Source organism: Aquabacterium sp. (assembly GCF_044226965.1).
In the GTDB taxonomy this organism is placed as follows: domain Bacteria; phylum Pseudomonadota; class Gammaproteobacteria; order Burkholderiales; family Burkholderiaceae_C; genus Pseudaquabacterium.
The window spans coordinates 17,358-36,045 of record NZ_JBGAGA010000064.1; the positions used below are offsets into that span (position 1 = coordinate 17,358).

The 18,688-nt window shown below is 65.8% G+C and carries 19 protein-coding genes and 1 pseudogene; 13 read left to right on the top strand and 7 right to left on the bottom strand.

The window, feature by feature from the left end:
* The first annotated feature begins 186 nt into the window (after nt 1-186).
* Entirely contained in the window at nt 187-1,731 is a 1,545-nt protein-coding gene (locus tag ACILR4_RS22415; protein ID WP_395703107.1) for a DEAD/DEAH box helicase, read from the top strand.
* A 66-nt stretch (nt 1,732-1,797) separates the two neighbouring features.
* Here the strand turns inward: ACILR4_RS22415 and ACILR4_RS22420 are convergent, their stop codons facing one another.
* From ACILR4_RS22420 to ACILR4_RS22450, 7 genes and pseudogenes are all read right to left on the bottom strand, one after another.
* Nucleotides 1,798-1,992, bottom strand: coding sequence for a hypothetical protein (locus tag ACILR4_RS22420; RefSeq protein ID WP_395703108.1), 195 nt, complete (start codon nt 1,990-1,992; stop codon nt 1,798-1,800).
* 79 nt (nt 1,993-2,071) lie between these two features.
* Nucleotides 2,072-2,923 (bottom strand): 2OG-Fe(II) oxygenase, encoded by an 852-nt coding sequence (locus ACILR4_RS22425; protein ID WP_395703109.1) that lies wholly within the window; start codon nt 2,921-2,923, stop codon nt 2,072-2,074.
* Nucleotides 2,920-3,723: a peroxide stress protein YaaA gene (gene yaaA, locus ACILR4_RS22430; protein ID WP_395703110.1), complete on the bottom strand. Its 804-nt coding sequence runs from the start codon at nt 3,721-3,723 to the stop codon at nt 2,920-2,922. The genes ACILR4_RS22425 and yaaA overlap by 4 nt, the downstream gene beginning before the upstream one ends.
* Nucleotides 3,724-3,804: 81 nt before the next feature.
* Nucleotides 3,805-4,518 (bottom strand): esterase, encoded by a 714-nt coding sequence (gene ypfH / locus ACILR4_RS22435; protein ID WP_395703111.1) that lies wholly within the window; start codon nt 4,516-4,518, stop codon nt 3,805-3,807.
* Complete coding sequence (locus ACILR4_RS22440) at nt 4,511-5,188, bottom strand: EcsC family protein (protein ID WP_395703112.1); 678 nt, start codon at nt 5,186-5,188, stop codon at nt 4,511-4,513. Before ACILR4_RS22440 ends, ypfH begins: the two co-directional genes overlap by 8 nt.
* A gap of 87 nt (nt 5,189-5,275) precedes the next feature.
* A complete protein-coding gene (locus tag ACILR4_RS22445) occupies nt 5,276-8,587 on the bottom strand; it encodes an error-prone DNA polymerase (protein WP_395703113.1) in 3,312 nt (1,103 codons plus the stop codon).
* A gap of 173 nt (nt 8,588-8,760) precedes the next feature.
* Nucleotides 8,761-9,789 (bottom strand): annotated as a pseudogene (locus ACILR4_RS22450) (integron integrase); the annotation flags it as partial.
* Between the two features lie 22 nt (nt 9,790-9,811).
* Between ACILR4_RS22450 and ACILR4_RS22455 the strand changes: the two are divergent.
* From ACILR4_RS22455 to ACILR4_RS22510, 12 genes are all read left to right on the top strand, one after another.
* Entirely contained in the window at nt 9,812-10,315 is a 504-nt protein-coding gene (locus ACILR4_RS22455) for a hypothetical protein (RefSeq protein WP_395703114.1), read from the top strand.
* Nucleotides 10,316-10,381: 66 nt separating this feature from the next.
* Nucleotides 10,382-10,906, top strand: a complete 525-nt coding sequence (locus ACILR4_RS22460) for a demethoxyubiquinone hydroxylase family protein (RefSeq protein WP_395703115.1) — start codon at nt 10,382-10,384, stop codon at nt 10,904-10,906.
* A 138-nt stretch (nt 10,907-11,044) separates the two neighbouring features.
* Nucleotides 11,045-11,533, top strand: coding sequence for a GNAT family N-acetyltransferase (locus ACILR4_RS22465; RefSeq protein WP_395703116.1), 489 nt, complete (start codon nt 11,045-11,047; stop codon nt 11,531-11,533).
* A 723-nt stretch (nt 11,534-12,256) separates the two neighbouring features.
* Nucleotides 12,257-13,057 carry a hypothetical protein gene (locus ACILR4_RS22470; protein WP_395703117.1) on the top strand — a complete coding sequence of 267 codons (801 nt, stop codon included), beginning with the start codon at nt 12,257-12,259 and terminating at the stop codon, nt 13,055-13,057.
* A gap of 144 nt (nt 13,058-13,201) precedes the next feature.
* The gene (locus ACILR4_RS22475) at nt 13,202-13,888 is read left to right on the top strand and encodes a hypothetical protein (protein WP_395703118.1); all 687 of its coding nucleotides are present in this window, start codon (nt 13,202-13,204) and stop codon (nt 13,886-13,888) included.
* A gap of 150 nt (nt 13,889-14,038) precedes the next feature.
* Complete coding sequence (locus tag ACILR4_RS22480; RefSeq protein WP_395703119.1) at nt 14,039-14,566, top strand: GNAT family N-acetyltransferase; 528 nt, start codon at nt 14,039-14,041, stop codon at nt 14,564-14,566.
* A 138-nt stretch (nt 14,567-14,704) separates the two neighbouring features.
* A complete protein-coding gene (locus ACILR4_RS22485; protein WP_395703120.1) occupies nt 14,705-15,502 on the top strand; it encodes a hypothetical protein in 798 nt (265 codons plus the stop codon).
* A 177-nt stretch (nt 15,503-15,679) separates the two neighbouring features.
* Nucleotides 15,680-16,126 (top strand): hypothetical protein, encoded by a 447-nt coding sequence (locus ACILR4_RS22490; protein WP_395703121.1) that lies wholly within the window; start codon nt 15,680-15,682, stop codon nt 16,124-16,126.
* Between the two features lie 184 nt (nt 16,127-16,310).
* On the top strand, nt 16,311-16,703 hold the full coding sequence (locus ACILR4_RS22495) for a hypothetical protein (protein WP_395703122.1): 393 nt from the start codon (nt 16,311-16,313) through the stop codon (nt 16,701-16,703).
* Between the two features lie 216 nt (nt 16,704-16,919).
* Nucleotides 16,920-17,330 carry a hypothetical protein gene (locus tag ACILR4_RS22500; protein ID WP_395703123.1) on the top strand — a complete coding sequence of 137 codons (411 nt, stop codon included), beginning with the start codon at nt 16,920-16,922 and terminating at the stop codon, nt 17,328-17,330.
* A gap of 160 nt (nt 17,331-17,490) precedes the next feature.
* Nucleotides 17,491-17,943 (top strand): DUF1810 domain-containing protein, encoded by a 453-nt coding sequence (locus ACILR4_RS22505; RefSeq protein ID WP_395703124.1) that lies wholly within the window; start codon nt 17,491-17,493, stop codon nt 17,941-17,943.
* A 157-nt stretch (nt 17,944-18,100) separates the two neighbouring features.
* Nucleotides 18,101-18,448 (top strand): low molecular weight protein tyrosine phosphatase family protein, encoded by a 348-nt coding sequence (locus ACILR4_RS22510; RefSeq protein ID WP_395703125.1) that lies wholly within the window; start codon nt 18,101-18,103, stop codon nt 18,446-18,448.
* Nucleotides 18,449-18,688 lie beyond the last annotated feature (240 nt).

Sequence of the window (18,688 nt, forward strand, 5' to 3'; positions counted from 1 at the left end):
TCTCTTCACATGGGCCCGGCAGCAGGCCGCTACAATCCCGCACGCGGCAGCGCCACCAGTCACGCTGCCGCAGTCGTTTCCGACCCGCCAAGACCTGTTGGCCTTCCCGACTGGTGCACATGCGTAGTGCATGCTGCAGCAGGCCGATGCAAATGCCCGCGCCACCGAGCCGGGCCCACAACCCGCATGAATTTCTCCGAACTCGGCCTGGCCGAGCCGCTGCTGCGCGCCGTGCGCGAGCAGGGTTATGACACGCCCACCCCGATCCAGGCGCAGGCCATCCCGGCCGTGCTGCAGGGCGGCGACCTGATGGCCGGCGCGCAGACCGGCACCGGCAAGACCGCCGGCTTCACGCTGCCGATGCTGCACCGGCTGGCCGCCGGCAAGCCGATCCGCGACGCGCGCGGCCGCATCGCGATCCGCGCGCTGATCCTCACCCCCACCCGCGAGCTCGCTGCGCAGGTGGAAGAAAGCGTGCGCACCTACGGCAAGTACCTGCCACTGACCAGCATGGTGATGTTCGGTGGCGTGGGCATGCAGCCGCAGATCGACCGGCTGCGCAAGGGCGTGGACATCCTGGTGGCCACGCCCGGCCGCCTGCTCGACCACCACCAGCAGGGCACGCTGGACCTGAGCCAGGTGCAGATCTTCGTGCTCGACGAAGCCGACCGCATGCTGGACATGGGCTTCATCCACGACATCAAGAAGGTGCTGGCGGTGCTGCCGCCGAAGAAGCAGAGCCTGCTGTTCAGCGCCACCTTCAGCGACGAGATCAAGGCCCTGGCCGACCGGCTGCTGAACAGCCCGGCACTGATCGAGGTGGCGCGCCGCAACGCCACCGCCGACACCATCGCGCAGAAGGTGCACCCGGTGGGCCGGGAGCGCAAGAAGGACCTGCTGGCGCACCTGATCCGCCAGGGCGACTGGCACCAGGTGCTGGTGTTCACGCGCATGAAGCATGGCGCCAACCGGCTGGCCGAATTCCTGAACAAGGAAGACATCAGCGCGATGGCGATCCACGGCAACAAGAGCCAGGGCGCACGCACCAAGGCCTTGTCCGAGTTCAAGAGCGGCGATCTGCAGGTGCTGGTGGCCACCGACATTGCCGCGCGCGGCATCGACATCGACCAGCTCCCGCACGTCGTCAACTACGAGCTGCCGAACGTGCCGGAGGACTACGTGCACCGCATCGGCCGCACCGGCCGCGCCGGCGCGCAGGGCGAGGCGATCTCGCTGGTGTGCGTGGACGAGGAGATCTTCCTCAAGGACATCGAGAAGCTGATCAAGCGCAGCATCCCGCGCGAGGTGGTGCCCGGCTTCGAGCCGCCGGCGGGCGAGAAGGCCGAGCCCATCGTGCTGGGCCGCATGACCATCGGCGTGGGCGGCACGCGCCGCAACGCCGGTGGGGGCGGGGGCCATCACCGGCATGGCGGCGGCGGTGGCGGACGCCCCGAGCCCCGACATGAAGGCAGCCGGCAGGACGCAGCCCGGCGCGATGGCCAGGCGCCCCGCCACGGCGCCGGCGGTGCGCGCCCGCCGCGGCCCGATGGCCGCCGCGAGGGTGCCGCGCCGGCACCGGCCGGTGGCGGCCAGCACCAGCGCCAGGCCGCGGCACCGCGCCACGACCGTGGCGGCGCCGGCCATGCCACCCAGCCGGCCCCGCATGGCCAGCCCAGCGGCCGCCGGGATGCGCCCAAGCCCGGCCCCCGGCTGACGCAGCCCAAGCGCTGAGATTCCTTCAGGCAAGAAAAAGCCCGGCAGTGCCGGGCTTTTTTTACTGGGCGTTGATCTGGATGATCAGGCCGGGGTCTTCTTCGCAGCAGCGGCCTTCTTGGCCTTCTTCGCCTTCTTGGCCTTCTTGGTGTGCTCGGCAGCGGGCTTCTTCTCGGCGACGGCCGGGGCAGCCGGAGCGGCCGGGGCGGCGGCGGGGGTCTGGGCGAAGGCGCCAGCGGAGATGGTGGCGGCGATCAGGGCAGCGAGGAGCTTGTTCATGGTCAGGTCGTCCTTGGGTTGGGGAGCAGGTGCTCAGGCCGCATAACGCGGCCGGCGCGGCAACGGTTGACGCGGCCGTTCAGCGGAACTCGCCCTCGCGCAGCCATTTGGTCGCCACCCATTTGTCGCCCTCGACGACCGGCGCGCCGCCGTGCAGCGTCTTGGTCATTGCGTGGGCGCGGTCGTAGCTGAAGAACAGGGCATGCCCCTTGATCGGCGCCACTTCGAGCGCGACATCCGGGAACACCGTCGCGCCGCCGCGGGGCGGGGTGTTGAGGTACATCAACAAGGTGCCGACCCGCTGGCCGCCGCGCTGGAGCACGCTGGCCATGCCGGGCTGCAAGGGATCGAAGTAGTCGTAATGCGGCCGGTATTCGGCGCCCGGTGCGTAGTGCAGCACCTGCAGGCCCTCGCCGTTGATCACGGGCCAGCGCAGCAACTCGGCAATGCGCTGCTCGATGCGGGTGCACAGCGGCGTTTCGCCGCGCGCGAAGAACATGCCATGGCTGGTGCGCGAACCATGCACCTCGCTGCCGCCGGTGGCATTGACCACGGTTTCCGACCGCGTCATGCGCGGGCGGGAGTCCTCGATCAGGGCCTCGCACTCGTCGTCGCTGAGGAAGCCGCCGAACAGCACGACCCGGGGGTTGTGCATCGTCAGCAGCACCTGCACCGTGCGGTCGGCCAGCACCAGCTGGGTCGGCGCGCCGTCCAGCAGCGGGCCCGGCACCGGCACGGGCGGGGGCAGCGCGGCCTGCTGGGCACGTTCGGCCAGGAACTGGCTCAGGGTGTCTTCGAGCGCCTGCTCCGCGACGGCACCGTCCCAGCCGCTGGCCTGCATCGAGGCCAGCACGTCTTCCGGCCGACAACCCGCCTTGGCCTGCTCGAGAATCCACTGCCGCAGTTCGGGGGTGACGACTTGCGCTTTCATGCCTCGATTGTGTCAGCGGCGCGGCGGCGGAACACCAGTCGGTCGGGCGTCGAAACCCCGTCGGCATAGGCATAGCCGTCCTCGGCAAAGCGGCGCAGCGTGCGCACCGCCTGGACGCGCTCGCGGATGGCCCAGCGCGCCATCGCGCCACGCGCGCGCTTGGCGAAGAAGCTGATGATCTTGTACTCGCCGTTCTTCCAGTCCTCGAACACGCACTCGATCACCCGCGCCTGCAGCCGGCGGCGGTCGACCGCGCGGAAGTATTCCTGCGAGGCCAGGTTGACGATCACCGCCGGCTTGCCCGCCTGCTGCTGCAGCCGGTCGTTCAGGTGCGCGGCGATGGTGTCGGCCCAGTAGCCGTAGAGGTCGGCGTGACCGCCGGCGCCCAGGCGCGTGCCCATCTCCAGCCGGTAGGGCTGCAGACGGTCCAGCGGGCGCAGCACGCCGTACAGGCCCGAGAGGATCACCAGGTGCTGCTGGGCCCAGTTCCAGTCGGTCGCGCCCAGGGTGCGGGCCGACAGGCCGTCGTAGACGTCGCCGTCGAAGGCCCAGGCCGCGGGCCGGCTGTTGCCGTCGGCGGCTTCGGGGGACCAGGCGGCATAACGGCCGACGTTGAGGGCGGCGAGTTCATCGGAGAGGTCCATCAGCGCGGCCACCTCGGCCACGCCGAGCCGGCGCAGTTCGGTGATCAGCGCGGCCGCGCGCGGCGTGAACAGCGGCTCGGTGGCCTTGCGGCGCAGCGCGGCGGGCACCGGCGTCCGGTAGTCCAGCGTCTTCGCTGGCGAGATCAGAAACAGCATGGCGGCGCAGTGTACGCAGCGGCGCCGGCACGCCGTGCCCGGCGATCGGCGCGTCAGTCGCCGGGCCGACCGATCGGCGCGTCAGTCGCCGGGCCGGCCCTGGCGCTCGGCCAGCCCCGGCACCACACCCAGCGCAGCGGCCCAGGTGCGGTGCGGAATGTGGCTGCGCAGGCGCTGCAGCGCGCATTCCACCAGCACCGGTGGCAGCGCGTGACCGACCCGGCTGGCGATGTCGATCGTCGCGTCGCCCTGCAGTTCGCCCAGGCGCTGCATCGCCGCGCGGGCCTGGGCCGCGGGGATCACCGCGTCGTCGGCGCCATGGAACAGGTGGATCGTCGTGTACTGCGGCGCCCTCTCGGGCAGGCGGGCATAGCGGCCGGCAAAGGCCAGCACGCGACCGGCCAGGCCGTCTTCCAGAGCGCTGAGCTCGAGCGCCAGGATCGCGCCCTGCGAGAAGCCGACCAGCGCGGTGGCCGCCGGGCCGACGCCGCTGGCCTGCTGCGCTTCCTGCACGGCCTTGCGCAGGGCGGGCAGCACGGCGGCCACGCGCTCGGGCCGGTTGGCTTCGGTGAGGTCCTGCAGCGAGAACCATTGCCGACCGGGGCCAGCGCCCTCGAAGGGCGCGGCCGCCTGCAGCGCCAGCAGCAGGGCCTGCGGGAAGGCCTGGTGCAGCGCCTCGGCCAGCGGCGCCAGCGTGCCGGCATCCCCGCCGGCGCCATGCAGCAGGATCATCAACTGCTCGGGTCGCGCACCGGCAGGCGGCGCCCAGCGGCGGGTGGCGGCGGCATCAATCATGGGCGGCACTCCCGGGGCGGGCCGACGCCGGGGTTTCGTCGACCGCGTGCACTTCGACGTCGACCACCCGCAGCTCGGACTCGAACAGCCCGATCGCGGTGGCGGCAACCTGCGCGGTGTCGTAGTACGCGTAGGCGCCGACACCCACCGCGCCGATCACCGGCAGCCAGCGCGAGACACCACGGCCGACGGCCCGTTCGGTCCAGCGCGCACCGATGCGCCGGGCGATCGTCTTGAGCAGGCCGGCCGAGGCCTTGCGCACCAGCCAGCGCTCGCCGGCGCGCACGACCAGGTCGCGCAGGGCCTGCGAGGCGGCATGCTTGAACAGGCAGTACAGCATCTGCTCGCGGTTCAGCGTGGCCGAGCGGCCGTAGATGGCGGCGATGTCGGCCACCATCTGCGACTGGATCTTCCACACCGTCAGCAGCTCCGGCAGCACCGTCAGCCAGCCCAGCGGGCCGGGCGGCAGGGCCAGCGAGCCGGCGGCCAGGGCGGCGCGGGCCGCCGCGCCGTTGGCCGCTTCGCGCGCGGCCTGAGCCGCCTCGGCAGCGGCGTCGCGCCGCTGCTCGTGCGTGGGCGGGATGCGGCCGATCAGGTCGAGCACCGCCTCGGCGATGCGGTCGGACACGCCATGGGGTGTGTCGCCGGCCGCCGGGACGACGGCAGGCACGGATCGGTCGGAAGACTTGCGGGAGGAGGACATGCGGGGGCGGCTCGGCAAGGGGCTGCGGAGATTGTGCGCCCCGGGCGCCCGCGCTCAGTGAAAGTCCCGGCTGCGCGTGACCAGGCCGTCGAGCAATGCGGTGTGGTCGACCAGGCGCTGCGCGACCAGGTGCCGTACCTCCCCCTGGCGCTGCCAGACGCCGTACACCGTCAGCAGCCGCGCGCCCAGCAGCGCCTGGCGCTGGGCCTGGACCACGGTGGGCCAGACGATCACGTTGACCGCGCCGGTCTCGTCCTCCAGCGTCACGAACACCACGCCCTTGGCGGTTTCAGGCCGCTGCCGATGGGTGACCAGGCCCGAGGCCCGCGCCAGCTGACCATGACGGCAGAAGTGCAGCACCGCGGCCGGCTGCACGCGGAACTCGGCCAGCCGCGGCCGCAGCACCGCCAGCGGATGCGCCTTCAGCGACAACGCGGTGGCGCGGTAGTCGGCATTCACCTCCTCGCCCAGCGCCGGCGCGACCAGCTCGGCCGCCTCTTCCTGCGTGCGCGTGGCCTGCAGCAGCCGGGTGGCGCGGGTGTCGATGCCACGCGCGCCCCAGGCCGCCTGGTGCCGGTGGCCGACCAGCGGCGCCAGCGCATCGCCCTGGGCCAGCAGTTGCAGCGCATGGGCATCGAGACCGGCACGGCGCACCAGGTCCTCGACACTGGCGAACGGCCCCTGCGCGCGCGCGGCCACCAGGCGCAGGGCATCGGCCTCGCGGAAGCCCAGCAGCCGGCTGAAGCCCAGCCGCACCGGGCTGAGCGGCCGGGCCGCCGCGGGTGGCGTCGCGTCGCGTTCGAGCACCGTGTCCCATTCGCTGCGCAGCACGTCGACCGGCAGCACCTCGACCCCGTGCGCGCGCGCATCGCGCACCAGCTGGGCCGGCGCGTAGAAGCCCATCGGCTGGCTGTTCAGCAAGCCGGCCAGAAAGGCATCGGGATGGTGGTGCTTGATCCACGCGCTGACATAGACCAGCAGCGCAAAACTCGCCGCATGGCTTTCCGGGAAACCGTATTCGCCGAAGCCCTGGATCTGCTTGAAGATGCGTTCGGCGAACGCGTCCGGGTAGCCCTTGTCCTTCATCCGGCCGACCAGCCGGTCGTAGAACTTGCCGAGCCCGCCCTTGCGCTTCCAGGCGGCCATCGCGCGCCGCAGCTGGTCGGCTTCGCCGGCCGTGAAATCGGCCGCGATCATCGCGATCTGCATCACCTGTTCCTGGAAGATCGGGATGCCCAGCGTGCGCGCGAGGGCCGGCTCCAGATCGGCCGAGGGCAGGTCGAGCGGCGCCTCGGGATCGAGCCGAAAGCGGTCGCGCTGCTTCAGGTACGGATGGACCATGCCGCCCTGGATCGGCCCCGGCCGCACGATGGCCACCTGCACCACCAGGTCGTAGTAGCTGCGGGGCTGCAGGCGCGGCAGCATGCTCATCTGGGCGCGGCTCTCGACCTGGAACACGCCGATGCTGTCGGCACGGCACAGCATCTCGTACACCGCAGGGTCGTCGGCCGCATCCGACAGCGTGGCCATCGACACCGGCCGCCCGCTCTTCAGGCCGATGAAGTCCAGCGCGCGCCGGATCGCGCTGAGCATGCCCAGCGCGAGGATGTCCACCTTCAGCAGCCGCAGCGTGTCCAGGTCGTCCTTGTCCCACTGGATCACGGTGCGCTGGTCCATCGCGGCGTTCTCCACCGGCACCAGGTCGGCGATGTCGTCGCGTGCGATCAGGAAGCCGCCCGGGTGCTGGCTCAGGTGGCGCGGGAAGCCGATCAATTCACGCGTTATCTCCACCCAGTGCCGGCAGATCGCCGAATCGGGGTCGATGCCGTTCTCGCGCAGCCGCTCGGGCGAGATCTCGCGGCCGTCGAACCAATGCTGGCCGCGCGAGACCCCGGCGATGCGGTCGGGGTCCATGCCCAGCGCGCGGCCGACATCGCGCAAGGCCGAGCGCGGCCGGTAGCTGATGACCACCGCGGTCAGCGCCGCGCGGTGCCGACCGTACTTGCGGTAGATGTACTGGATGACCTCCTCGCGGCGCTGGTGCTCGAAGTCGATGTCGATGTCGGGCGGCTCCTGGCGCTCGACCGACACGAAGCGTTCGAACAGCAGCGTGGCGCGGCGCGGGTTGACCTCGGTGACGCCGAGGCAATAACACACCAATGAGTTGGCCGCGCTGCCGCGGCCCTGGCACAGGATGCGCTGGCTGCGCGCCCAGCGCACGATGTCGGCCACCGTGAGGAAATAGGGCTCGAACGCGAGCTGGGCGATCAGCGCGAGTTCCTTCTCCAGCGTGGCGCGCACCTCGGCCTCCACGCCCCCCGGAAAGCGCTGCTGCAGGCCTTCTTCGCAGAGCTGGCGCAGCCACGCTGCCGGCGTGTAGCCCTCCGGCACGATCTCGCGCGGGTACTGGTAGGCCAGTTCGGCCAGCGAGAAGCGGCACCGCGCGGCCAGCGCCACCGCGGCCTCCATCCACGCCGCCGGGTAGAGCTGCGCCAGGCGGTCGCGCGGCCGCAGGTGCGCCTCGGCATTGGCGCCCAGCGCTTCGCCGCAGGCGCTGACCGGCCGGCGCAGCCGCGTGGCGGTCAGCACATCCTGCAGCGGCTTGCGGGCGCGGCTGTGCATCAGCACGTCGCCCACCGCGGTGATCGTCAGGCCGGTGAAGGCCGCCACCCGCTCCAGCCGCCGCTGCAGGCGCGGCTCGTCGGGCCGGCACAGCATGGCCATGCCCAGCGCCGCGCGGTCGCCGAACCAGCGGCGCAGCCAGGCGGCCTGGGCATACAGGGTCGAGAACGACTGCTCGGGCTCGGGCAGCAGGATCGCCAGGCAGTCGGGCAGGCCGGCCAGGAACAGCGCGCCCGGCGTGCGGCCTTCGATGTCTTCGGGACGGGCAAGGTAATCGCCCTTGTCGGCGCGCAGCCGCGTCAGCGTGATCCAGCGCGACAGCAGTGCATAACCCCGTTGTGACGTGGCCAGCAGCAGCAGGCGCATCCCGGCCTGCGGCAGCGCCAGCAGGTCGTCTTCGGCGGGGCCGCCTGCAGCGCCGACGCCGGCAGCATCTTCAGCATTGTCGTCAGCATTGTCGTCAGCATCGTCGTCAGCGCCATCGTCGAACACCGGCGCGCCCATCGTCGGCGGCTGCAAGCGCATCTGCGTGCCGATGATGAGCTTGAACCCGGCGTCGGTGGCCGCCGCATGCGCACGCACGACACCGGCCAACGAACATTCGTCGGTGAGGGCCAGCGCCGTGTAGCCCAGCTCCTGCGCCTGCGCGATCAGTTCCTCGGGATGCGAGGCCCCGGTCAGGAAGCTGAAGTTGCTGCGGCAGAGCAGTTCGGCGTAAGGGGGACAGAGGTCCGGGAATAGCACGGCTCGGGCTCGCGGGCGCGGCGGGCGTGAAAGCTGCCGCGGGGCAGCAGGCTGTCGTCGAAGTCGTCGAAGTCTTTGTTGTTGTCGTCGTCACGCGGCGGCAAGGGCGACCGGCGCTGGCGCGGGGAAGCCAGATGAGATGGCGCCGCCGCAGCCGGTGCCATCGTGGTCATCAGGCTGTCGAGCGGGCTGCGCACGGCGCCCCCTCCGAGCTTCAGCACATGGGTGTAGATCATCGTCGTGCTGACATCGGCATGGCCCAGCAGTTCCTGCACCGTGCGGATGTCGTAGCCGGCCTGCAGCAGATGGGTGGCGAACGAATGCCGCAGCGTGTGCGGCGTGGCCGGCTTGTCGATCCTGGCCCGCGGCAGCACGCTGCGGAAACTGCGCTGGAAGGTCTGGTCCAGCCAGTGGTGGCGCCGCATCACCACCCCACCTTCGGCTGCGGCGCGCGGATCGGCCGACAGGCTGGCCTGCGGGAAGACCCAGAACCAGGCCCAGGCCCGGTCGGCGCGCGCGAACTTGCGCGCCAGCGCATGCGGCAGTTGCACCCCCGCCACGCCGGCCGCGTGATCGGCCGACCAGACCTGGCGCGCATGCTCGAGTTGCACGCGCAACGGGGCCTCCAGCGACGCGGGCAGCATCACGACCCGGTCTTTCGCGCCCTTGCCTTCGCGCACGATGATCGCGCGGCGATCGAAATCGATGTCCTTCACCCGCAGGCGCAGCACCTCGGTCAGCCGCATGCCGGTGCCATAGAGCACGCGGGCGATCAGCCCCTGCATCCGGTCGTGCGCATCCAGCGCGGCGAGGAGCCGGCCGACCTCGTCGTGCGACAGCACCGCCGGCAGGCGCCGGTGGTGCCGCGGCCGGCCGATGTCGGCCAGCCAGGGCAGGTCCATGCGCAGCACCTTCTGGTACAGGAACAGCAAGGCCGACAGCGCCTGCTTGTGGGTGTTGGGCGCCACGCTGCGCTCGTTGGCCAGCCAGGCCAGAAAGGACTCGACCTCGGCATTCGACAACTCGGCCGGATGCCGCAGCCCATGGAAGCGGATGTAGGCGCGCACCCAGTAGACATAGGCCTCCTCGGTGCGCAGGCTGTAGTGCATGTAGCGGATCTGCTGGCGCAGGAGGTCGAGCAGGCGGGGCGAGGCCGCCGGTGCCGGATGGCCCTCGACCGATGAAGAACTCTTGGATTTCACTCGCGACCCCGAAACTGTATATTTGTACAGTATCAAGAACCGGCATGGCGCGCAAGTCGACGTGCGTCTGACCGCGCAACGCCATGCCCCCACGGAGGCGAACATGGCCACAGGCCCTCGTGAAGTCCCGCACCGTCCCCGACGCCAGCGCAGCGGCCCGGGACATTGGCGTGTCGCCAAGAAGATGAATCCTGGCGAACGCGGCGCCATCAAGCTCACGCGGCTTCACGGTGACACCTTGCTGTGCGTGCGCTACCGCGAGAACCCTGACCGGACCGAACGCATCACCACCATCGAACTGGTCGTCGAGCGCGCGGTGATTCAGAAGCGAAGCGACACCGTGGTCGCATTCAAGATCAAGCCGGAAGAACGCGACCTGCAGCGCCGCGCGCTGGCGCTCGGCGCCCGGTACGACAGCACGACGAAACTATGGAAACTCGCGCGCCGCGAAGTGCTGCGCCTGGGCCTGCGCCACCGCATCGCCATGCCCATGGAAGAGATCCTTCAAGGAGAGAATCTGCCGTAGACGAACTTGTTCCTACATGCGGTAATCTGCGGTGACGTACATATCACGTTAGGCTTCAGGAATCATATGGCCGCAGATCGCTGCACCGCCGAACGTCTTCTGCGCGTCATTCACGCCTGCGAGAAGGGGGCTACGGGCGTCTACTGGGGCCATCGATTGGTCGCTGCAGTGCTCCACCGGGACGTAGTACCGCAATTGACTCTAATGCATGCTCATGAGCTGGAGCATTACTCACTATTCGGCGAGATCATGAAGCGGCGCAACGTTCGGACAGTAGTCGCCCCAGCCTTCTGGTGCGCAGGCGGCATTATTTACGGCGTTGTTACGGGCTTGGGCGGTAGGCGAGCCATCTGGAAAAGCACAGCAGTGATCGAAGCAATTGTCGAGCGAGAACTGCGTGAAGCTGCTACCCACTTCGAGCACAGCGATCCTGAGGTGCACGCCGCGATCCATAGGATCCTGCTCGACGAGATGCAGCACAAGCTTGCCGGTGAGTTGCAGTCGCCCGGGGACGGTCCGCTGGACGCCGCCGTCGGCACTGCTGCGCGAGCCGGGGCCGCCGCCTCAAAGCGATTAGCCGAGAAGCTCTGAGCTGAAGCCTAACCCTTCGGTCAACGCGACGGCCATCGGCGTAGCGCCTGGCCCGCGAGGCCGTTGTGCTTATCATCGGCCTCGCGGCCCAGGCGCTACGCCGCCGTCCGCGCGTTACCTCAAACGTTAGGCCTCGCAATGGCTGCCGCCGCGTATCGCATAGCCGAAGTCGATCCCCTCGGCGCTGACGCTCTCAAGCTGCTGCGCCAAGCGGCCATCGAGGCGCGTGCGTTGTACCCGGAGCTCCATGTGCCCGGCAGCCCCTGGCCTACCAATGCGCCTACGCCTGCTCGCGGTACCTACCTCGTCGCCTATCTGGCCGATGAACCTGTTGCCATGGGCGCGCACCGCCCCATCGACAACCAGTGCACTGAGGTTCGCCGCATGTTCGTCGCGCGCCCGGCTCGCCGCTGCGGCGCTGGGCGTGCAATTCTCCAAGCACTGGAAATCCATGCCCAATCCCAAGGGTTCGATCAGCTACTCTTGGAAACCGGCTTCAAGCAGTTGGCCGCAATGGCGCTGTACGAATCCTATGGCTTTGTGCGCATACCTCCATTTGGGCCATACGCCACAGATCCAACAAGTGTGTGCTTTTCCAAGCCAGTCCATGGTTCGAGCGCGGCCTAACCCTTCGGTCAACGCGACTGCCATCGGCGTAGCGCCTGGCCCGCGAGGCGTTCTTGCCTATCATCCGCCTCGCGGGCCAGGCACTACACCGCTGTCCGCGCGTTACCTCAAACGTTAGGCCGCATGAGCCTCCACGTATTCATTGCACGCCCTGGGTTCAAGGATCAGCCGATCCCCAAGGACGAATGGCTCGCTGCTGCCAAGAGCAACGGCCGTCTGGACGTTATCGAACGGACGAATCGATTCGGAGTGAGGCATTGTGAGATCAGTCTGAGGGAAACGGGCGAGACCCTCTGGCTTACGCCCTATGGCTTGATTGATGCCCAGAATCCATCGGAGACACTCGTCGACGCCACGTTTGAGCTTGCCGCGCGTCTCGGTGGCAGTGTCTACAGTGAACGACTCAAGCCTTACAGTTCCGTTGAAGACTGGTCCAAGCGTACGGCGAAGTATCGGAGCAGCCGAGCGGCACGAGTCAGCGCATCCCGAAGGCGGACGCAAGTTCGCACGATCTTTTGGGCAATCCTAGTTGCGACGTCGGCAGCGTTGGGTTGGTATATCTCCACCACGCATGCGGCCTAACCCTTCGGTCAACGCGACCGCCCACGGCTGGGCGGTCGCCGCATGCCTGCGCCAGTGCTATCTTTGCAGTCCTGCGCCGCCCGCCCAGCCGTGGTCGGCGCGTTACCTCAAACGTTAGGCGTCTCAAACAGGCTTCTCAGCATGCATGCGCTTCTTCTTTCCCTCTTCCTCCTACTCCTGTCTGGTGCGGCAACGGCGCAGGCGAACTACACAAAGACCGCAGAAATTGAGCCGCTACGAACTTCTTTCAATGCTCTGCAAGGAGTTCTGACCAAAGCCAGCACACTGGTTTCTGCCGCCAACTTAGGCGTGCAAGTAAGACGTGAGGAATTGGCAATGAAGTTCGGTGTAATCACCGTTACGGTGCCAGGTCACGACTTGGTGCAAACCACCGCCCGGGTTCCCGAGAAGATTGATTCCCTAACCTATTCGTATTCGGCGTCAGAGCCAGCGAAGATCTCGCGCATAAGCGTTGACCTCGCTGACTATAAGCGAACCGTCACGGTCGAGGGCCCGTCACCCGAGCAAGTAGACGCCATATTTGCAGTGCTGCGGGAGGACTTGCAGGTCATTTCCACTCCTCTTGGTGGCACAAGTTTTCGGAGTCTGTTTGGATTCCCCGCAATTTGGCTACTCATGACAATCTTTGGATGGTGCGGCGCGTCTTGGTACGCGAGACGTACGCCTATCAGCCTATCGATAGCACTTTCCGCAGTCTTCCTCATCATCCTTCTCATGGCACTCCTAATTGACGAATTGCTATCAGGATTCTGGGCAGTAAACGGTGAACCCTCCTTCATGGTTCGCTATGGACCACACATGTCTTTCATCGGCTTCCTCATCGCTGTCGTAGGCGTTCCGTTCATGGTCTTGCAAGTGCTTCCGCAGAAGAAAGTGGAATCAGTTGGCACCGTCAGCCCAGGCAAAGACGCAAACACATGAAGCCGCCGGAAAGACGCCTAACCCTTCGGTCAACGCGACGGCCATCGGCATAGCGCTTGGCCCGCGAGACGCTGGTGCCTATCATCCGTCTCGCGGGCCAAGCGCTATGCCGCCGTCCGCGCGTTACCTCAAACGTTAGGCCTCATGACGCATGCCACAGAGCGACTGTCAGCCGCCGACCTGAAGGCACGGCTGCAAGCGATCCCGTCTTCGATCCGCGCAGCGATCTCGCCAGCCGTCGAGCGAGAAGCAACTCTCGGGGGCGCCTTTCGGGATCCGGGCACATCTGTCATCTACGTTGGTTATGGCCCAGCCTTTGGCATCGGTCCGTATCGCATCGTCGTTGGTCCTCAGTCAGACTTGACCTCGCTTCGCAGATACGAAGCTCACGCCGGGCTGACGATTCCGGACCTTGCGTACGAGCTACTTTGCAGCTTTAACGGCGCAGTCTTCTACGAGATGGGGATTCACTCAGCATGCATTCAGGACCTCGAGCATCTATCACCCTTCAATCCAAATCGATCGCCGTTCTCTGATTTCGCCTTCAGCTTCTCAGTCTGCAGCAATGGATTTCGCGGCATCAACGGACATCCTGAGATCGCACTTCGGAGGTCTACCCTAGACCACTGGATCAGATTCTTCCAAAGTGAGAGCGGGACGATTGCTGCCTTCAACACAGAGGCGAATCTCGTTGACCGATTCTGGCCAGATGCTTCCGCATGGCTTCGGTCGGAGATTTCCGCCGCTCAGAAGTTCCACGAAACTTGGAGAGAGGCGTGGCAAAGTTCTTCGCTGACTGTTGTTCAAGAACGTGGCAAAAATGAGGCCTAACCCTTCGGTCAACGCGACGTCCATCGGCGTAGCGCCTGGCCCGCGAGGCCGCCCCGCATATCACCGGCCTCGCGGGCCTGGCGCCACACCGCTGTCCGCGCGTTACCTCAAACGTTAGGCCCCACCCAATCCGCTTCACTCGCGCACGACATGCCATACACGCACCGCGATGCCACAGAGCGCGATCTGGCAAGGATCGTCGAGATCTACAACTTTGCCGTTGCAACCCGAAAGTGCAGTTGCGACCTTGAGCCGACAACCGTCGAAGCCAGACGACCTTCCTTCCTCGAACACACACCCGGCCATCGTCCACTCTGGGTGGCGGAGGATTCAGCCGAACCGGGCCGCGGTGTAGTTGGCTATCTTGGCTTCTTTCACTTCATGAACGAGAGGCCCGGCTATTTCATCACTACCGACCTCGCGATCTACCTTCACCCTGCCTACCAAGGCAAGGGACTTGGAACTTACCTGCTCGGCAAGGCCGTCGAGCATTCGCCTTCGCTGGGCATCGAGACTCTCACAGCTACGATCTTCGCCAGTAACCAGGCGAGCATCGCGCTCTTCCGGAAGATGGATTTTGAACAGTGGGGCTTCATGCCGCGGGTAGCTCGGCTCGAAGGCGTTGAGAAGGATCTCGTGCTTGTTGGCCGCCGCCTGAACCAAACCAGTGGGGCCTAACCCTTCGGTCAACGCGACCGCCCACGGCTGGCCGGTCGTGCCCCGGGTGGGCCAGTTCGGTTATTGTGCAATCCGTGCCACGCCCGTCCAGCCGCGGGCGTCGCGTTACCTCAAACGTTAGGGCGCACACGCTACGCCATGCCTCCCACCACGACGATCCCCGACGCAGCAGCCTATAACTGGATCATCTCGCCCGCCGCACGCTGCATTCTCGCCGTGGGAGAGGGCGCAAGAATCGGTGGGTTGCTTCATCGAGCGCTTGTCGTCCTTTCGGGACAAAAAGTCGTGCTGCGCTTGGCTCACTCGCTCGCGAAAATCACCGGGCAGTCCGAAGAGCCGGTACTTCGTCTTCTTGCATCACAGCCAGAATTGACGGCTTGGTCGAAGGAGATCCTGAACAATGACCTCCACGAGGTCAACGTGAGTGGAATAATCTCGCTTTGGGCGTCGCTGGAAGTAGCAGTCGAAGACACAGCAACTCTAGTCCTGCAGAACGATGTACAGAGCTTGCTCGACCTCATAGCGATCGGAGTAAAGCCGCCAAAGGGAGCCCCGAGCCCACTCGACGAGACTACCGCCCGCCGCGTGTTCGCGCGAGCAGAGCAGGTTTCACGCGGGAACAGCCGAACCATCGCTGAGGCCTATCAGCATATTCTGGTCACCATCGGGGTCCCGATGTCGGTTGAGCCGGCAGTGCTGGAGAAGCTCACTGAGTTGAACTACGTCAGAAACTGCCTGCTTCACCGAGGCGGAGTTGTCGACGAGAAAGTCGCCCAGGAGGCACCCAAACTAGGGCTAACCACTGGCAGTCAGGTGCATATTGGCAAACAAGACTACGCAGACTATTTCGATGCGGTTGGAGACTTCGCGAAGAAGCTCTTATCCGGAGCAATGGGCAGCCGCCACGCTCGCTGGAAGCCAGAACCCAGTCAGTGAGGACTAGCTTGCGTCCTGAATCGTTCGCTCTCAGGAGAGTGCGCCCTAACCCTTCGGTCAACGCGACGGCCATCGGCGTAGCGCCTGGCCCGCGAGGCCGCCCCTCTTATCATCGGCCTCGCGGGCCAGGCACTACACCGCTGTCCGCGCGTTACCTCAAACGTTAGGCGTCAAAGCATGCACCCGCGTCGCTGGTCAGACGAGAGCTTCCCGGAGATGTCCTGGCACGACTGCCATGTCCACTCGCTGCGCATTCAAGAAGGCGACCACGGCGCCGGGGAGCTTGAGTTGGATCTCGACTACATCCTTGAATGGCGCAACGACAGAGAGAACTGCCAGTTCCTGATCGTCCCCGCCAGACTTTGCTTCCACAGGGTGTTCGCTGCAAAGATCACACTAGATTGGGCTGGTCCAACCGCCGGCTTCGGTCCGTTTTCGATCTCTGGTGTTGAACGAAGGATGGAAGACAGGGCCAACTACATTGCTACTCTTTGGCGCCTCCCCGTCAACTGGCCCGCTGGTTCAATTGAGTTCGAGGCAGAAGGCTTCACGCAGGAGGCCTGGGGCAGAGAGGTTGTTTCATCACAGCAGTCTCTGCGGCTGAGCGAGCGAGTTGACGCCTAACCCTTCGGTCAACGCGACGGCCATCGGCGTGCCGCCTGGCCCGCGAGGCCGCCCCGCCTATCATCGGCCTCGCGGGCCAGGCGCCACACCGCTGTCCGCGCGTTACCTCAAACGTTAGGGCGCATATCAGCCTTGCGCGAGCTTTCCTCGAGTTGCGTTATGTCGTCACCTGGTCCGTAGAACCATGATCGAGATTCTTCTTTTGCTGGCATATCTCGGCCTTTCTCTGTTGGTCAGGCCGATTCAGGAGGCTGTCACGCTGTCAGTAGTTACGTGCCTTTGCGCTCTCGGAGTTCTCAAAGCAACAGGATCCAACTCTCTGCGTCAAGCCTTCGGTTGGTTTCGCCAGCATCCCTGGCACGGAGCACTAATTGTCCTCCTCGTCATCGCAAGCACAGCGGCCGGATTGGCATTTCGAAGAGATGACCTTAGATCTATTGCATCGACCCTGCTGTTCTCAGTCGCAGCCTTCTTCTGGTTCTGGGTGTTTGACTCTTTAGGAACACGCTTCTCTGAACGTCGTCTACGCAAGGCGGTGGATGCCGAACTCAGGCGTCGGGGCATTCCGCCAGACTGATCAAAACTTCACCTGTTCAACACGGATAGAGATCAGTTGCGCCGGAGTCAATCTGAATGCGCCCTAACCCATCGGTCAACGCGACGGCCATCGGCGTAGCGCCTGGCCCGCGAGGCGTTGGTGCCTATCATCCGCCTCGCGGGCCAGGCGCTACGCCGCTGTCGGCGCGTTACCTCAAACGTTAGGCGTCACCCCAAATTGCGAGCCTCAATGCCCTTGCGCCCGAAGTTCACTGCGTCTCTGGCGCTTCGCGGTTTTGAAATGACGCCCCAAGAAGTCGAGTCCATCGTCGGACGGCCCGCATCGCTGTCGGTGGCACGGGGCGAGTCACGTAAAGTCGGAACAAAGCCGTTCCATAAGTCTGCGGTTAGTTGGAAACTGGATTTTCCCGATAGCGTCCGACTTGACGAGATGATTCCAACCCTGATCGAGAGCCTTGGCGGTTTGGAGAACCTCATGAATGCCAGGGCCGTGATCCAACCGGAATTGGTTGAGGTGGATGTCACGATGTGGATCATTGACTCAACCGAGCAAGAAGGCGGCTTCTTCGATCCCGAGACAATTGCAGTACTGGGTCGGCTCGGGGCTAGCCTCAGTCTAGGCTTCTATGCGCCAAGTGACGCCTAACCCTTCGGTCAACGCGACGGCCATCGGCGTAGCGCCTGGCCCGCGAGGCCGTTGTGCTTATCATCGGCATCGCGGGCCAGTCACTACACCGCTGTCCGCGCGTTACCTCAAACGTTAGGCCTCACCGCCACCCCCGGCGTCCGCTTCAGCGCTTCTCACCATGGAAACGAACAGCGATCCGTTCGATCTCCTGCGCTTCGTTCAAGCCCAGCAGTCCAACTACGAGAACGCCCTCGCCGAAATCAAGGCCGGTCGGAAAAGAACCCATTGGAGCTGGTACGTCTTCCCTCAAGTAGCTGGCCTTGGGTCAAGCCCAATGTCGGTTCGGTACGCAGTGTCTGAAGTCCGAGAAGCCAAGGCATATCTCGCACACCCCGTCCTGGGCGAACGGCTGCGCGAGTGCGTTGCCGCGATGCTCTCAAACTCTGCAACAAGTGCGGCTTCGATCCTCGGAAACATCGACGCGCTTAAGTTCAGGTCCTGCCTCACGCTCTTTGCTCAGGCCGAGCCAGGCGCCATCTTCCGAGAGGCACTGCTTCAGTTCTTCGGTGGCACCGAGGATCAGAGCACTCTCGCAATCCTGGCCCAGCAAGCTGGCAAGAGTGAGGCCTAACCCTTCGGTCAACGCGACCGCCCACGGCTGGGCGGTCGCCGCATGCCTGCGCCGGTGCTATCTTCGCAGCCATGCCGCGCCCGCCCAGCCGCAGGCGGCGCGTTACCTCAAACGTTAGGCCTCGCAGGCAATTTGCCCAGCGCTTGCGAGCATGCTCATGAAGCGTCTCCTGTTCGTCTGTAGCCAGAACCGACTACGAAGCCCGACCGCGGAGCAGGTCTTCTCCCAGGTGCAAGGAGTCGAGTGCACTTCCGCAGGCACGAACAATGATGCTGAGAATCCGCTGACTGCCGACTTGATCGAATGGGCCGATCTGATCTTTGTGATGGAGAAGATGCATCGCAACAAGGTCACAGCTAAGTTCAAGAGGCACCTTCACAACAAGCGAGTAATTTGCCTGGACATTCCGGACGAATATGAATACATGGATTCCGCGCTGATCCAGCTCCTCAAGGTCAAGGTCTCTCGCTTCTTGCCTGCCGGCCCGCCGGAGAGCGAGGCCTAACCCTTCGGTCAACGCGACCGCCCACGGCAGGCCGGTCGTGGCCCAGGTAGGCCAGTTCAGCTATCGTCCCACCTGTGCCACGCCCGGCCTGCCGCGGGCGGCGCGTTACCTCAAACGTTAGGCGCTGGCTCCGCATGCCAGCTTCGCAGTGCAATCCTTGGCTGCGCTTCACTTGGTGCCGTTTGTTCTCTGGCATGCACCCACCGCAGCAGGCGCATGTCGGCCGGTGCATGTCTCTGC

What these genes read in the sequence shown, in the direction of transcription:
- ACILR4_RS22480 (WP_395703119.1), top strand. Translation starts at nt 14,039, where the DNA reads ATGCCATACACGCACCGCGATGCCACAGAGCGCGATCTGGCAAGGATC.
- ACILR4_RS22415 (WP_395703107.1), top strand. Translation starts at nt 187, where the DNA reads ATGAATTTCTCCGAACTCGGCCTGGCCGAGCCGCTGCTGCGCGCCGTG.
- ACILR4_RS22495 (WP_395703122.1), top strand. Translation starts at nt 16,311, where the DNA reads ATGATCGAGATTCTTCTTTTGCTGGCATATCTCGGCCTTTCTCTGTTG.
- ypfH (WP_395703111.1), bottom strand. Translation starts at nt 4,518, where the DNA reads ATGATTGATGCCGCCGCCACCCGCCGCTGGGCGCCGCCTGCCGGTGCG.
- ACILR4_RS22425 (WP_395703109.1), bottom strand. Translation starts at nt 2,923, where the DNA reads ATGAAAGCGCAAGTCGTCACCCCCGAACTGCGGCAGTGGATTCTCGAG.
- yaaA (WP_395703110.1), bottom strand. Translation starts at nt 3,723, where the DNA reads ATGCTGTTTCTGATCTCGCCAGCGAAGACGCTGGACTACCGGACGCCG.
- ACILR4_RS22420 (WP_395703108.1), bottom strand. Translation starts at nt 1,992, where the DNA reads ATGAACAAGCTCCTCGCTGCCCTGATCGCCGCCACCATCTCCGCTGGC.
- ACILR4_RS22485 (WP_395703120.1), top strand. Translation starts at nt 14,705, where the DNA reads ATGCCTCCCACCACGACGATCCCCGACGCAGCAGCCTATAACTGGATC.
- ACILR4_RS22490 (WP_395703121.1), top strand. Translation starts at nt 15,680, where the DNA reads ATGCACCCGCGTCGCTGGTCAGACGAGAGCTTCCCGGAGATGTCCTGG.
- ACILR4_RS22460 (WP_395703115.1), top strand. Translation starts at nt 10,382, where the DNA reads ATGGCCGCAGATCGCTGCACCGCCGAACGTCTTCTGCGCGTCATTCAC.
- ACILR4_RS22510 (WP_395703125.1), top strand. Translation starts at nt 18,101, where the DNA reads ATGAAGCGTCTCCTGTTCGTCTGTAGCCAGAACCGACTACGAAGCCCG.
- ACILR4_RS22475 (WP_395703118.1), top strand. Translation starts at nt 13,202, where the DNA reads ATGACGCATGCCACAGAGCGACTGTCAGCCGCCGACCTGAAGGCACGG.
- ACILR4_RS22505 (WP_395703124.1), top strand. Translation starts at nt 17,491, where the DNA reads ATGGAAACGAACAGCGATCCGTTCGATCTCCTGCGCTTCGTTCAAGCC.
- ACILR4_RS22465 (WP_395703116.1), top strand. Translation starts at nt 11,045, where the DNA reads ATGGCTGCCGCCGCGTATCGCATAGCCGAAGTCGATCCCCTCGGCGCT.
- ACILR4_RS22470 (WP_395703117.1), top strand. Translation starts at nt 12,257, where the DNA reads ATGCATGCGCTTCTTCTTTCCCTCTTCCTCCTACTCCTGTCTGGTGCG.